Consider the following 12816-nt stretch of genomic DNA (forward strand, 5'->3'; position numbering starts at 1 on the left):
CTCGGCTGACGGTGGCCGACGCGAGCTCGTCCGCGGCCGCGTCCTTGAGCATGAACCCCGCCACCTCGGCGGCGATCCCGCGCCGCAGGTTCGCCGGCCGTCCGACGGTCGCCGGCGAACCTGGATCACCCGGCGTCCTCCCTTCCCGCCGAAGGACATCCGCACCTCAACGCCGGGTTCAGCGCTGTGACAGGAACGGCAGCAGCCGGCCGACCTCGTCGTCGACCGCCTGCCGCTCCTCCGGCGAGAGGGGACGGAACGGCGTCACCCGTACCTCGCCCGCGGTCCAGGACCAGGTGCCGCGGACGAAGCCGTCGACGAGCACCGTGGGCAGCACCCTGGCCTGGCCGGGGGCGACGTGCCTGCGGTCGGCGTCGGCGACGATGCGGCCGCGGTCGGCGTGGCCCAGGAGGGCGTTGTCGTAGGCGGGCAGCAGCCGCACCGGGGCAGGGGTGTCGGGGGCGGGGAGCGGCGCGTCGGGCAGGTCGAGCAGCCGCCGACCGTCGGGGCCGGTGTGACGGCGCAGCTCCGGGCCCATCTCCGCGACGATCTGGTCCAGCCGGGTCAACCCGGACCACGCCTGGACGTCCGCCACGGTGGCCGGGCCGAAGGCGGCCAGGTAGCGGCGGATCAGGTCGCGGACGGCGGCGGGGCGGACGGCGTCGACCGGGGCGGCGCCGACCGTGACCGACGAACGGGTGCCCCAGCCGCCCCAGGACGCGGTGGCCGGATCGTGGACGAGCGGCGTGCGCAGCTCGATCTCACCGGCCAGGACCCGGCTGTCGCGGCCCGGGTGGAGCGCCGCGAGGCGCCTGGCCAGCTCCTTTCTGGGCAGCGGCCCGGTCCGCAGCAGGGCGCGTCCGTCGGCCACCAGCGTGCCGGCGTCGAGCCCGGCGTTGTTGCGCCGGAAGTGCGCCGAGCCGGCGGTCCGGTTCAGGACGGGCTGCAACACCGGCCGCAGCCGGCGGAAGTCGTCGGCCGCGGTGAGGTGCATCGTGCTGCGCAGGAAGCCGGAACGCACCACCCGCCCCTCGGTGAGCAGCGTGGTGAGGTCGGCGTGGGTGAAGCGGCGGAGCCGGGTCCACAGGCCGACATAGGGCCAGTTCGGCTCCTGCGCCTGCATGGCGACCAGGTGGCGGATCACCTCCAGGGCCGGCAGGCCGGACCGCTCCAGCAGGAACTGCCGCTGGAGCAGGGCCCGGTTGAGCGCCCGGCGGGACAGGGCGGTCATGCCAGCCGTACCGAGACGTTGCCCCGGTACTCGCCGCGCAGCATGGCCAGGAACGCGCCGGGCACGCCGTCGATGCCGGTCTCGACCACGGTCCGCGGGTAGACGAAACGGCCCTGGTCGAGCGCCGTGCGGAAGTGGCGGTGCCAGGCGGCGACCTGGTCGGGCGTGTGATGGCAGGAGAACGGCAGCAGCTCGACCCCTCTGGCCAGGGCGGCGTCGCGGTCGGGCTCGGGGAAGCGGTCGGTCGCGGCGCCGAGCTGCGTGGACAACGATCCGCAGAGGGCGAACCTGGCGCCCGGCGCGGCGGCCTCCAGCGCGGCGTCGTACAGCGCGCCGCCCACGGTGTCGAAGAAGACGGTGACGCCCTCCGGGGCCAGTTCCCTGAGCGCGGCGGCCGGGTCGTGGTGGTAGTCGAAGGCGGCGTCGAACCCGAGCTCGTCCACGAGGTAGTCGGCCTTGGCCTGGCTGCCCGCGCTGCCGATCACCTTCCTGGCGCCCAGGTTGCGGGCGATCTGCCCGGCCAGCGAGCCGACGCCGCCGGCCGCGCCGGAGACGAACACGACGTCGTCCTCGCCGACCTCGGCCACGTCCGCGATGCCGTGGTAGGCGGTGGGGCCCTGGCCCAGGTGGTAGCTCGGGTCGGGATAGGCGGCCGGGTCCAGCTTGACGTACGAGGCCGCCGGCCCCGCCGAGTACGTGCTCCAGCCGCTCATCGACTGGACCAGATCGCCCTCCTTCAGTGCGGGGTCGGCCGAGCTCAGCACGGTGCCGATCGCCGTCACGCCCACCCGCCGGCCGGGCTGCCAGGCCGGGATCGGCAGGTGGCAGTCGGCCCGCATGAGTTCGAGGTAGGTGGCGGCCAGCCCCAAGTAGTCGGTGCGGACGACGACGTCGCCCTCGATCTCCGTCCGGGCGACGGTGAAGTGCTCGGGGCCGGGGACGCCGGCGATCTGGGCGGTCAACTGGATCTCGTGGTTCATCATGGTGTCCACCGTAGAGAGGCTTCCGGTCAGTTTTTGACCGGAAGTGCCCGGACAATGGACCTATGGCCAACACCAGCTCCCGCACGCTCACGCTCCTGTCCTTGCTCCAGACGCACCGCCACTGGCCGGGGGCGGACCTCGCCGATCGGCTGGGGGTGTCGGAACGCACGCTGCGCCGGGACGTCGATCGCCTGCGTGAGCTGGGATATCCGGTACGCGCCTCCCGGGGCACCGACGGCGGCTACCAACTGGAGCCCGGGGCCGTGCTGCCGCCGTTGCTGCTCGACGACGAGGAGGGGGTCGCGCTGGCGGTCGGCATGGGAGACGCGGCGCAGAGCGGGATCGCGGGGCTGGACGAGGCTGCGGTGCGCGCGTTGACCAAGGTCGTGCAGGTCCTGCCGCCTCGCCTGCGGACCAGGGTGAACGCGCTGCGCGCGATGACCGTCTCGGCGGCGTCCGCCGGGCCGGTGATCCCGGCGGAGGTGCTGACGCTGATCGCCCAGACGTGCCGGGACCAGGAACGGCTGGGCTTCCGCTACACCACACGCGGCGGCGCGCAGACCGAACGTGAGGTGGAACCCCATCGCCTCGTCGCGCTCGGGGGCCGCTGGTACCTGGTGGCCTACGACCTGACCAGGCACGACTGGCGCAGCTTCCGCCTCGACCGGCTGGCGGAGCCGCGCAACACCGGCGCCCCCTTCCTGCCGCGGCCGCTGCCCGGCGGGGACGCCGCCGCGTTCGTACGCACCGCGGCCCAGGTTCCGGCCGCCCGCACGGTCGTCGCGCTGGTTCACGCACCCGCCGAGCACGTACGCCGGATGGTCGGCCAATGGGGTGAGATCGAACCGGTCGGCCGGGATCGATGCCGGCTCACGATGATCTCCACCAGCCTGGACTGGCCCACGCAGGCGCTGGGCAACGTCGGCGCCGCGTTCGAGGTGCTCCAGCCGCCGGAGTTCGTCGCTCACCTGAGGGACTGGGGCACCCGGTTCCTCGACGCCGTCGAGAAGTCGCCTGCTCCCGCCGAAACCTGAGGTCACAGGACAAGTTGAAAACAAATCGCCAGACTGGTTTTATGGATGCATGGCCGGGAGGTTCCCGGCGAACCCCCCTCTGGAGGAGCAACCATGAAGCTCACCCAGGCCGCCGCGGCGACGTTCGGTCTCGACGACGACTCCTGGAAGCGGCACGCCAACGCCTGGAGCGTGTGGACCCGGATGGCCGGCCTGGCGCCGATCCTGCTGCCGATCTACTTCCGCGACGAGCTCGGTTGGTGGGCCCTGGCCCCGGTCGCGGTGGGCGTGATCTGGATGTGGCTCAACCCGCACGCGTTCAAGCCGGTCCACGAGCCGCGCAGCTGGGCGTCGAAGGGCATCTACGGCGAGAAGATGTACGCCGCCGACCACTCCCTGGCGGCCGAGGCGCACCGGCCGGCCATCCGGTGGCTGATCGCCATGGCCGCCGTCGGCGCCGCGATCATGGTGTACGGCCTGGTCCGCGTCGAGGCCTGGCCGGCCGTCTTCGGCTGGGCGCTGATCTTCGTCTCCCAGTTGTGGCAGATCGACCGCTTCGTCGCCATCTACGAAGAAGGGCTGCGGCGTGGCGCCGCCGAGTGACTCCCGCCCCTGACCGGAAGGCCGCGCCCGACCGCGTCCGCACGCGCCCGTGAAACCATATGAACGATCTGTTCGCCTGAAGGAAGGACCGTCTTCGATGCCGCCCGCGTTCACCGCCGAGGAGAAGACCCGCATCAGCGCCCTGCTGCTGGCGACCGGCCGGAAGCTGTTCACCAGCCAGGGGCTGCGCAAGACGTCCCTGGAGGAGCTGATGGCCCCCACCGGAGTGGCCAAGAGCAGCTTCTACGTGTTCTTCGACTCCAAGGAGGCACTGTATCTGGAGCTGATGCTCCAGCAGGCGGGCGAGGTCAGGCGCCGGGTCATCGACGGCGCGCTGCTGAGCACCGACGACCCCCGCGAGGGGCTGCGCCGCTTCCTGCACGCCACCATCGACGAACTGGCCGTCAACCCGCTGTGGCGCCGCCTGATGACCCATCCGGAGGAGATGCAGGCCGTGGCCCGCAAGCTGGAGCCCGAGCGGATCGCCGCCATGTCCGACAGCCCCGCCACCGCCCTGGTGGAGTACGTCGCCGCCCACCGGGCCGAGGGCGAACTGGTCGCCGTCGAACCCGCCGTCATCATCGGCGTCCTGCAGTGCGTGCTCCTGGTGCCGATGTTCGGCGAACGGCTCGGCGACCCCGCCCACCACCCCAAGATCCTCGACCTGCTCATCGACATCGTCGCCGCCGGCCTCACCCAGGCGGGCACGGCGGGTGGGTGAAGGGGTCGGGAGGCGGTCGCTTCCCGCCGGGTCTCAGACCGTCTCTCGCGTCAGGCTCTCGCACAACGCCCACACCCTGTCCTGGTTGCCCCGATCCAGGACACTGGCCGGCCACTCCACGCGGCGGCACTTCATGCTGAAGTAGGCGCCGTTCACCCCCTCCACCTCGGCGCTGGAGGCCAGGTGGATGCTGGAGCGGGCCGGCTTGCTCAGGTCACCGAAGAGCCGCGGCGCGGCCACCCGCAGCAGCGGGACGACCGGCCGGTAGAGGTAGGGGAACCCGGCAGCCGTCATCGACCGGTTCATCGGCGTGTGGCCGTGCCCCGGGTAGGCCACGTTGACCGTGACGCCGGTGCCGGCGACCCTTTCGGCGAAGCGCAGGCTCATCGCCATCAGCATCGTCTTGGTGTGGTTGTACTGGCTGAACGTCCACCCCAGATAGCGCCGTTCGGCCTGCAGGTTGTCCGGTTCGATCGGCCCGCCGGGGATGCCGCCGGTGATGTTGACGACCCGGCCGCCGAGCAGCGGCAGCAGCAGGCGGGTGAGCGTGAACGGCGCCAGCACGTGGGCGGCGAAGGTGACCTCCACGCCGTCCTCGGTCAGCGTACGGCGGGGCGGGCTCGCGCCGACGTTGTTGACCAGCACGTCCAGCCGGTCGCAGCGCTCGGCCACCTGGGCGGCGAGCGCGGCCACGTCACGGCGGCGGGTCACGTCCGCCGCGACGCCCTCGGCCTGGCCGCCGGACGCGTGCAGTTCGTCCACCGCCTGCCGGACGCGTTCGGGGTCGCGGCCCACCAAGATCACCCGGGCGCCGAGCGCGGCCAGCCCGCGCGCCGTCTCCTTGCCGATGCCCCCGGTGCTGCCGGTGATCAGCGCGGTCTTTCCTCGCATGAGACCCTCCTGTGTAGAGCGTTGCACTCAATATGACATCGAGTGCCACATACGGCAATGGGTGTAGAGTAACCGTCCATGGAAGGTCTGCGGGATCGCACGAGGCGCGCCGTACGCGTCGAACTGGCCACCCGGGCGCTGGAGCTGTTCGCCGAGCGCGGGTTCGACGAGACGACCGTCGACGACATCGCCCAGGCGGCCGGCATCTCGAAGCGCAGCTTCTTCCGCTACTTCCCGAGCAAGGAGGACGTCGTCTTCGGCGAGGTCGAGACGATGGCGGAGCAGGTCGCCGAGGAGATCTCGGCCCGGCCGCCGGGGGAAGGGCCCTGGGAGTGCCTGCACGCGGTGCTGCGCGACTGGGAAACGCGGATCAACAGTCAGGTCGAGGTGATGCGGCTCATCGAGTCCACCCCCGCGCTGCGCGCCAGGCTCCTGCAGAAACGCGACCACGCCCGCACCCGGATCATCCAGGCGCTGGCCGAGCGCGGGTTGTCCACGCTGGAGGCGGACCTGGCCGCGACGGCCGCCGGAGCGGCACTCGACGCGGTGGCCCGCGAATGGCTGCGCGCGGACGGCTCCGCCGACCGGCAAGCCCTGGCGGACCGGATCTTCACCCTGCTCCGGCCCGCGTTCCTGAGCTGAGACGCCAGGGGGCCTCCGGCGGCCGGCTCGACACCCGGGCCGGCGTCGTCGTCACCAGGTCACGGGAAGTTCGTACACCCCGTACACCTGGCCGTCGTGCTTGAAGGGGATCGTCTCGAAGTCGGTGGCCAGGGCGAGGGTGGGGACGCGCTTGTAGAGGGTGCCGTAGGCGACCTGCAACTCCATCCGGGCCAGGGGCTGGCCGAGGCACTGGTGGACGCCGAAGCCGAAGGCCACGTGCCGGCGGGCGTCGCGGCGCACGTCCAGCTCGTCCGGCGCGGGGAAGACCTCGGGGTCGCGGTTGCCGATGTCGTTGGCCACGATGATGCCCTCGCCCGCGCGGATGACCTGGCCGCCGACCTCGATGTCCTCCTTGGCCACCCGGCGGCGTCCGCCGTGGGTGATGTTCAGGTACCGCAGCAGCTCCTCCACCGCGCCCGCGATCAGCGCGGGGTCGTCGCCCTCGCGCAGCCGGGCGAGCTGCCCGGGGTGGCGGAGCAGCGCGAGGGTGCCGAGCGCGATCATGTTCGCGGTGGTCTCGTGGCCGGCCACGAGCAGCAGCACGCCCATCTGGGCCGCCTCCTGCCTGGTCAGCTCGCCCGCCGTGACCCGGGCGGCCACCTGCGACAGCAGGTCGTCGCCCGGGTGGTCGAGCTTGTCGCCGACGAGCCCGTCCAGATACTGCCTCAGCCGCCCGCCCGCGGCGGCCCTGTCCTCGACCGACACGTCCCGCTTGACGATGATCTTGCTGTTGTCCTGGAAGAAGCCGTGGTCGGCGTACGGGACGCCGAGCAGCTCGCAGATCACCAGCGATGGCACCGGCAGCGCGAACGCCTCCACCAGGTCGACCGGCTTCGGCCCGGCCAGCAGGTCGTCGATGAGGTCGTCGACGATGCGCTGGACGGCCGGGCGCATGGTCTCGACCCGTTTGACGGTGAACGCCCCTTGCACCATGCGGCGCAACCGGTGGTGCTCGGGGTCGTCCATGAGGATGAAGCTGATCGAGCTGTCGGGGCGTCTGGGGAACAGCGTCGGCAGCGGGTAGCCGGGCCGGGTGATGTCGGAGCTGACCTGCGGATGGCTCAGCACCGCCTTCTGCTCGGCGTACCCGGTGACCAGCCATACGGTGCCGCCGTCGCGCAGCCGTACCCGGGTCAGCGGCGTGTCCCGCTGGAGCGCCTGCAAGGCGGGCGGCGGGTCGAACGGGCACGCCGCCGCCCTGACACCGGGGAACTCGGGCAACGTGCCGGAGGTGTCCTGGTCCGGGAGTGCCGTCATGACGGTGTTCCTTCCGCTCGATGGGTCCGGCCGGCCGGGCCGGTGGTGGCGGGGGCCGTCGGGGCCGGCCAGGGCGCGCGGGTGGCGTGGGCCCACGCGGCGCTCATCGACTTCCGGCGTGACGCACCAGCACTCTCCTTTGTCAGATCCAGACAACCAACGCGGGCCGCCTTAAGTCAAGCGCCTGATTTCTGCGCGTGGGCCGGGGGCGTCACAGTGTGGCGGCGCGTTCTCCGGCCGTGAGCACCACCGTGAGGGCGGTGTCCAGCTCGGCCGGATCAATGCCCTCGAAGGCGGCGTCCGTGATCTCGCGCGCATGCGCGTACAGGGCCGCGAAGTAGGCCGCGCCCGCCTCGGTCAGCTCTGCCGTGGCGGGGGCGTTCCCCGGCCGGTACGCGACATGCCCCGCCGTCGCGGCGCGTTCGAGCACCCGTACGGCGTCCGGCCCGGCCAGGTCGAGACGGCGGTCGAGTTCCCTCACCACCTCGTCCGCGGGCAGGGGGGCGGCCGCCTCCTTGAGCAGGGTCAGCACCATCCAGGTGGGGAAGTCCACGTCGAAGTCCGCGAGGGCGCGACGGTGCAGCCTGCCGATCAGGCGTGCGGTCTCGCCGAGCGCGCGGCCGAGGCTGGGGCGCGGTCCGGGGTTCACGGTCATGGGGGTCTCCTTCGTGCCGGCGGCGCCTTCTGTTGGTGCCACCAATGATGGTGACACCAACAATACACACATTTGATGGCCCCACCAACAATCGACTAGCCTGGCGACGTGAACCGCGCCCCGCACCCGACCCCCGCCCGGCTGCGCGCCCTGCCGAGCTGGGTGATCAACCAGACGGCGATGGCCGCCAACCGGCTGACCGACCGCGCGCTGGCCGGCACGAGTTCCCGGCGCCAGTTCGCGATCCTGTCGGCCCTCGACGAGTACGGCCCGTCCAGCCAGGCCGATCTGGGCAGATGCACCGGGATCGACCGCAGCGACGTGGTGACGGGCGTCAACACGATGGTCGAGCGGGGATTCCTGCGGCAGCGTCCCGACGCGGCCGACGGCCGGCGCAACATCGTCACGCTCACCCCCGAGGGGAAGGAACATCTGGAGCGGCTCGGCGCCCTGATCGCCGACGCCCAGGACGAACTGCTGCGCGCCCTCTCCCCGGCGGAATCGAAGATGATGCTCGACCTGCTCAGGCGAGTGGTCGCCGACGATCAGGACGCGACGTGAACCGGGGCCGGCGCGTACGGGTTTCCTCGCCGGGCAAGGAGAAATGACTATGGAACAGGAGCAGGTGCGCATCGTAGGCACCACCGACGACCTCGCCGACCTCGCCGGGAGGTTCCCCACGGGGACTCCCGTCCAGATCGACGCCGAGGAGATCGAGCCGGGCCACGAGCCGGGCAGCTCGGCGGGATGGGCGGTCGTGGCCAGAGCCGAGCTGCTGCCGGTCGGCGAGCGCGGCGGCCTCGCGGCGCCGGGCGAGCCGATCGCCACCGGAGAGGCCGACGCCGACGGCAACCGCCCGTTGCTGTTCACGCCCGTGCTCGTCCTGCAGTCGCGCAAGCTCGCCACGCCCGGCCGGTTGGGGCCCACGGCCCGCGCCGCCGACCCCTGCCTGCGCCGCGACGACGCCTACGAGCGCATCGAGCGCGACGGCGACGCGACCCTGTACCTGATGGAAGTGCTGGAAGCGGTCGAGAACCTGCGGGACGAGACCGACGGCGTGGCCGCCGACCGCGACCGCCTCCTGCACCCGGCGGCGCGCCGCCACCTGGCCTCGGCCGTCGAAGCCCTGAAGGCGGCGCGCGCCGCGGTGAACGAGGCCACCCGCTTCGGCAACGTGTGCGAACTCGTCCGCGGCGCGGACCACGACGACGCCTGGGCCGGGAAGATCGAGGACGGTCAGCCGTGCGACCCGGCGAACCTGCACGGCCTGCTGGTCGACCTGCCCGGCGGCCCGGCGGGGCGACCGGCCTGCCCGGTCCACGCCGAACTGGCGCGGCGACACGTGCCCGAGGCCACGGTACGGCCCAACCCGCACGCGTAGGCGGACGTCCGGCCGGGGCCCGTCAGCGGTCGTCGAGGAAGGTCAGCACGGCCAGGACGCGGCGGTGGCCGCCGTCGGAGACGGCCAGGCCGAGCTTGGCGAAGATGCTGCCGATGTGCTTGTGCACCGCGTTGTCGGTGATCGTCAGCCGTTCGCCGATCTCGGTGTTGCTCAGGCCATGGGCCATCCACGACAACACCTCGCGTTCCCGGCCCGTGAGGCTGTCCAGGCCGTCGCCGCGCCCGACCATGAGCTGGGCGATGACCTCGGGGTCCATGACCGTGCCGCCCGCGGCGACCCGGCGGACGTCCTCGACGAACTGGCCCACCCGGCTGACCCGGTCCTTCAGCAGGTAGCCGACGCCGCCGGAGCCGTGCGCCAGCAGCTCGCGGGCATAGACGCGCTCGACGTACTGGGACAGGACCAGGATGGGCAGAGTGGGGTCGGCGCGCCGGAGGGCGACGGCGGCCCTGATGCCCTCGTCGCGGAACGACGGCGGCAGCCGCACGTCGGCGATCACCAGGTCGGGGCGGTGCTCGGTGACGGCGTCCAGCAGGCCGTCGGCGTCCGGCACGACCGCGGCCACCTCGATGTCCTTGCTGGTCAGGAGCAGTTCCAGCCCGGTGGAGAGCAGGACGTTGTCCTCGGCGATCACGACGCGCACGGCAACTCCACGACGAGACGGGTGGGCCCTCCGGAGGGGCTGTCGATGCTCACCGTACCGTCGAGCGCGGCGGCCCTCCTGCGGATGCCGGTGACGCCGGTGCCGCGGCTCTCGTCCACGCCGCCCCTGCCGTCGTCGCTGATCTCGATGCGCAGCACGCGTCCCGACGCCAGCCGTACGGCGACGCGGGCGGCGCCGCTGTGCTTGGTGGCGTTCGTGACCGCCTCGGCGACGATGAAGTAGGCCGCCGTCTCGACCGCGGCGGGCACGGCGCCGAGGCCGCTCACGTCCGTCTCGACGGGCAGGCCGGCCTGCGCCGTCACGGCGGACACCGCGCCGGCCAGCCCCCTGTCGGCCAGGATCGGCGGATACATCGTGCGGATCACCTGGCGCAACTCGGTCATCGCCTCCTCGGTTCCCTCATGCGCGTCCTTCAGCAGCCGGCCGACGGGCCCGCCGTCGTCGTCGAGCGCCTCGCGGGCCATCGCCAGCCGCATCGCGATGGCGACCAGCCGCGCCTGCGTGCCGTCGTGCAGGTCGCGCTCGATGCGGCGCAGCTCGGCGGCGTGCGCGTCGAGGACGTTCGACCTGCTCTCGGTCAGCTCCCCGACGCGCTCGGCCAGCCGGTCGGCCTCCGACGGGGCGAGCGCGGCCAGGCAGGCGCGGGCGTGCAGACGGGCCAGCCTCGGCAGCGCCCACCAGGCCAGCGGCGCGGCCAGGACGACCTGCGCGACGCCCATGCCGATCGCCCGCTCCCACCCGGTCACCGGGAAGGCCAGCAGCAGCCGCAGCGGCTCGTCGGCCGGGAACAGCCACCACAGCGGGGCCTCCAGGACGGGGTTCACCAGCAGCCCGGCCACCCCGAGCGCGACCAGCGCGACGGGCAGGCCCACGGCGACGTGCAGCGCCGTCCAGCGCAGGTCGCGCCGGGACCGCGGGCCCAGGAGGAGCTGCCGCCACCGGTCACGCACCCCGGCCGCGGCGGGCGGGGCCGGGCGCGGCGGGACGTCGACCTCCAGCACCGCGCCGGCCTGCACGCGCTGCCATTCGGTCCACCTGTGCAGCACCGCCATCATGCGCGGCACCAGGACGAGCCCCACCCCGCCCACCGGGACGAGCAGGACGCCCGCGACGAGCACCGCCAGCGCGACCATGGCCGCCAGGGCCGACGCGAACACGATCAGGTGATACCGAACAAACCGCCACAGATTCTTCACATCAATTCATGATCTTCCGGGCGGGTAGCTCCATGGCCAGGGACACAATCGTCATCGCCCCCAGAATAGAGGCCGGTACCAGCCACAACGGCCCCGCCGGCAGCGGACGGGCCAGGAAGCCCACGCTCAGCAGCACCAGCGGCACGGCGGCCAGCACCAGCCCCGACGCCGACGCCCCGGCTCCCACGAGCAGCGCCTCCCAGCGCACCACGCGCCTGAGCTGACGCGGGGTCAGGCCGATCGCGCGCAGACCGGCGAACTCCTCGCGGCGCGCGGTCGTCGTCGCCACCAGCCGGTTGGCGACCGCCACCAGCACGTAGGCCAGCAGCACGGCGAGCACGGCGACGTTTACCAGCGTCTGCGCCGAGGCCATGGCGGCCTGCGGTCCCGCGGCGCGGCTGTCGAAGCGCAGCTCGGCGCGGCGCGCGAGGTCGCCGAAGTCGGCGGGACGGGCCAGCACGGCGCTGTCCAGGCCGGTCGTCGTGTGCGCGGTGGCCAGGTCGCGGGAGACCACGATCGGGCCGAACCCGAGGGCCCGACGGTAGGTGGCGGCCACCCGCGCCCGCACCCGCGCGCCGTCGCCCATGATCACGTCCATGGTCTGGCCGACCCGGCCCAGGTGCTCGTCCACCGCGACGGTCTCGCCCTTGAGCCCGGACAGCCGGCCGTCCGCGAGGTCGAGGTCGACCAGGCCCTCGGCGTCCGGGCCGAGCGCCATGGCCGGTCTGGCCATCAGGGCGGGGCTGTCACCGGCCAGGAGCGGCTCGGTCACCACGGTCGTCATCGCCATGCCCGCCGCCTTCGTCCGCGACCGCACGTCGGCCAGCAGGTCGCGCGGGACGCCGCCGAGGCCGGGAGCGCTGATCGTGACGAGCCCGCGCAGGCCCATGGCGGCCTCGTCGGACTGCGCCCTGGCCATCGTGGTCTGGGTGAGCACCACGCTGAGGCCGAGCGTGACGACCATGCCGAGGGCGGCCACGGCTCCGGCGGTGCGCAGCGCGTACCCGTGGCAGTTGTGCACCGCCAGCCAGAGCGGGCCGGGCAGCCGCGTCATGAGCCGCGAGCCGGACACCGCCCGCGCCGCCCCCTGTACCAGCCGCGGCCCGGCCAGGGCCAGGCCGATCACCGCCACGATCGCGGCGGTGCTCGGGCCGATCACGGCCGCCTCGCTCCGCACGACCAGCGGCATCGCGGACAGCACCAGGGCGGCGAGCATGAGCAGCAACCCCGCGCGCGTCCGCGCCGGCGACGGCGTGCGCGGCTCGGGCAGCCCGGAGACGACCGGCATGCGCGAGACCCGCAGCGAGCCCGCCCAGGCCGCCACCCGCGTGACGCCGAGCAGCAGCAGGGTCGCCGCCACGGCCGGCAGCGGCCCGTGGACCAGCGGCTGGTCCGCGCGCACCAGCCCGATCCCGGCCAGCAGCTCGCCGAAGCGGGCGGCCAGGAAGTAGCCGAGCGCGGCCCCGGGCGGCACGGCCGGCAGCGCCGCCGCCACGGCCTGGACGGCCACCAGCCGGCGCACCTGGCGCGGGGTGGC

Annotated in this window: 14 protein-coding genes; 6 read left to right on the forward strand and 8 right to left on the reverse strand. The window is 73.1% G+C overall.

Going from position 1 to position 12816, the window contains the following annotated elements:
• Positions 1-178: 178 nt before the first annotated feature.
• Both ABZ815_RS13050 and ABZ815_RS13055 read right to left on the reverse strand, forming a co-directional pair.
• Complete coding sequence (locus ABZ815_RS13050) at positions 179-1231, reverse strand: winged helix DNA-binding domain-containing protein (protein ID WP_357697200.1); 1053 nt, start codon at positions 1229-1231, stop codon at positions 179-181.
• Entirely contained in the window at positions 1228-2214 is a 987-nt protein-coding gene (locus ABZ815_RS13055) for an NADP-dependent oxidoreductase (protein WP_357697202.1), read from the reverse strand. The genes ABZ815_RS13050 and ABZ815_RS13055 overlap by 4 nt, the downstream gene beginning before the upstream one ends.
• Positions 2215-2276: 62 nt before the next feature.
• Between ABZ815_RS13055 and ABZ815_RS13060 the strand changes: the two genes are divergently transcribed.
• The 3 genes from ABZ815_RS13060 (at position 2277) to ABZ815_RS13070 (ending at position 4551) form a co-directional block, all read left to right on the forward strand.
• Positions 2277-3248, forward strand: a complete 972-nt coding sequence (locus ABZ815_RS13060; RefSeq protein WP_357697204.1) for a YafY family protein — start codon at positions 2277-2279, stop codon at positions 3246-3248.
• A 93-nt stretch (positions 3249-3341) separates the two neighbouring features.
• On the forward strand, positions 3342-3830 hold the full coding sequence (locus ABZ815_RS13065) for a DUF6653 family protein (protein WP_357697206.1): 489 nt from the start codon (positions 3342-3344) through the stop codon (positions 3828-3830).
• Positions 3831-3927: 97 nt separating this feature from the next.
• The gene (locus ABZ815_RS13070; RefSeq protein WP_357697209.1) at positions 3928-4551 is read left to right on the forward strand and encodes a TetR/AcrR family transcriptional regulator; all 624 of its coding nucleotides are present in this window, start codon (positions 3928-3930) and stop codon (positions 4549-4551) included.
• Between the two features lie 33 nt (positions 4552-4584).
• On the opposite strand, the gene ABZ815_RS13075 is transcribed toward ABZ815_RS13070, so the two are convergent.
• Positions 4585-5442, reverse strand: a complete 858-nt coding sequence (locus ABZ815_RS13075) for an SDR family NAD(P)-dependent oxidoreductase (protein ID WP_357697211.1) — start codon at positions 5440-5442, stop codon at positions 4585-4587.
• A gap of 78 nt (positions 5443-5520) precedes the next feature.
• Between ABZ815_RS13075 and ABZ815_RS13080 the strand changes: the two genes are divergently transcribed.
• Positions 5521-6084, forward strand: coding sequence for a TetR family transcriptional regulator (locus tag ABZ815_RS13080; RefSeq protein ID WP_357697213.1), 564 nt, complete (start codon positions 5521-5523; stop codon positions 6082-6084).
• Positions 6085-6135: 51 nt separating this feature from the next.
• Here ABZ815_RS13080 and ABZ815_RS13085 read toward each other — a convergent pair whose 3' ends face one another.
• Complete coding sequence (locus ABZ815_RS13085; RefSeq protein WP_357697215.1) at positions 6136-7362, reverse strand: cytochrome P450; 1227 nt, start codon at positions 7360-7362, stop codon at positions 6136-6138.
• 211 nt (positions 7363-7573) lie between these two features.
• The gene (locus tag ABZ815_RS13090) at positions 7574-8017 is read right to left on the reverse strand and encodes a MarR family winged helix-turn-helix transcriptional regulator (protein WP_357697217.1); all 444 of its coding nucleotides are present in this window, start codon (positions 8015-8017) and stop codon (positions 7574-7576) included.
• Positions 8018-8125: 108 nt separating this feature from the next.
• Between ABZ815_RS13090 and ABZ815_RS13095 the strand changes: the two genes are divergently transcribed.
• Positions 8126-8578 (forward strand): MarR family winged helix-turn-helix transcriptional regulator, encoded by a 453-nt coding sequence (locus tag ABZ815_RS13095; RefSeq protein WP_357697220.1) that lies wholly within the window; start codon positions 8126-8128, stop codon positions 8576-8578.
• Between the two features lie 49 nt (positions 8579-8627).
• Positions 8628-9398, forward strand: a complete 771-nt coding sequence (locus ABZ815_RS13100) for a hypothetical protein (RefSeq protein ID WP_357697222.1) — start codon at positions 8628-8630, stop codon at positions 9396-9398.
• Positions 9399-9420: 22 nt separating this feature from the next.
• Here the strand turns inward: ABZ815_RS13100 and ABZ815_RS13105 are convergent, their stop codons facing one another.
• From ABZ815_RS13105 to ABZ815_RS13115, 3 genes are all read right to left on the reverse strand, one after another.
• Entirely contained in the window at positions 9421-10062 is a 642-nt protein-coding gene (locus ABZ815_RS13105; RefSeq protein WP_357697224.1) for a response regulator transcription factor, read from the reverse strand.
• Complete coding sequence (locus tag ABZ815_RS13110; RefSeq protein WP_357697226.1) at positions 10050-11240, reverse strand: sensor histidine kinase; 1191 nt, start codon at positions 11238-11240, stop codon at positions 10050-10052. The genes ABZ815_RS13105 and ABZ815_RS13110 overlap by 13 nt, the downstream gene beginning before the upstream one ends.
• 40 nt (positions 11241-11280) lie before the next feature.
• A partial coding sequence (locus ABZ815_RS13115) for an ABC transporter permease (protein ID WP_357697228.1) occupies positions 11281-12816 on the reverse strand: 1536 nt, incomplete at its 5' end.

It is taken from the genome of Nonomuraea sp. NPDC047529, from assembly GCF_040642995.1.
Classification (GTDB): Bacteria; Actinomycetota; Actinomycetes; order Streptosporangiales; family Streptosporangiaceae; genus Nonomuraea.

What these genes read in the sequence shown, in the direction of transcription:
- ABZ815_RS13050 (WP_357697200.1), bottom strand. Translation starts at nt 1,231, where the DNA reads ATGACCGCCCTGTCCCGCCGGGCGCTCAACCGGGCCCTGCTCCAGCGG.
- ABZ815_RS13055 (WP_357697202.1), bottom strand. Translation starts at nt 2,214, where the DNA reads ATGATGAACCACGAGATCCAGTTGACCGCCCAGATCGCCGGCGTCCCC.
- ABZ815_RS13060 (WP_357697204.1), top strand. Translation starts at nt 2,277, where the DNA reads ATGGCCAACACCAGCTCCCGCACGCTCACGCTCCTGTCCTTGCTCCAG.
- ABZ815_RS13065 (WP_357697206.1), top strand. Translation starts at nt 3,342, where the DNA reads ATGAAGCTCACCCAGGCCGCCGCGGCGACGTTCGGTCTCGACGACGAC.
- ABZ815_RS13070 (WP_357697209.1), top strand. Translation starts at nt 3,928, where the DNA reads ATGCCGCCCGCGTTCACCGCCGAGGAGAAGACCCGCATCAGCGCCCTG.
- ABZ815_RS13075 (WP_357697211.1), bottom strand. Translation starts at nt 5,442, where the DNA reads ATGCGAGGAAAGACCGCGCTGATCACCGGCAGCACCGGGGGCATCGGC.
- ABZ815_RS13080 (WP_357697213.1), top strand. Translation starts at nt 5,521, where the DNA reads ATGGAAGGTCTGCGGGATCGCACGAGGCGCGCCGTACGCGTCGAACTG.
- ABZ815_RS13085 (WP_357697215.1), bottom strand. Translation starts at nt 7,362, where the DNA reads ATGACGGCACTCCCGGACCAGGACACCTCCGGCACGTTGCCCGAGTTC.
- ABZ815_RS13090 (WP_357697217.1), bottom strand. Translation starts at nt 8,017, where the DNA reads ATGACCGTGAACCCCGGACCGCGCCCCAGCCTCGGCCGCGCGCTCGGC.
- ABZ815_RS13100 (WP_357697222.1), top strand. Translation starts at nt 8,628, where the DNA reads ATGGAACAGGAGCAGGTGCGCATCGTAGGCACCACCGACGACCTCGCC.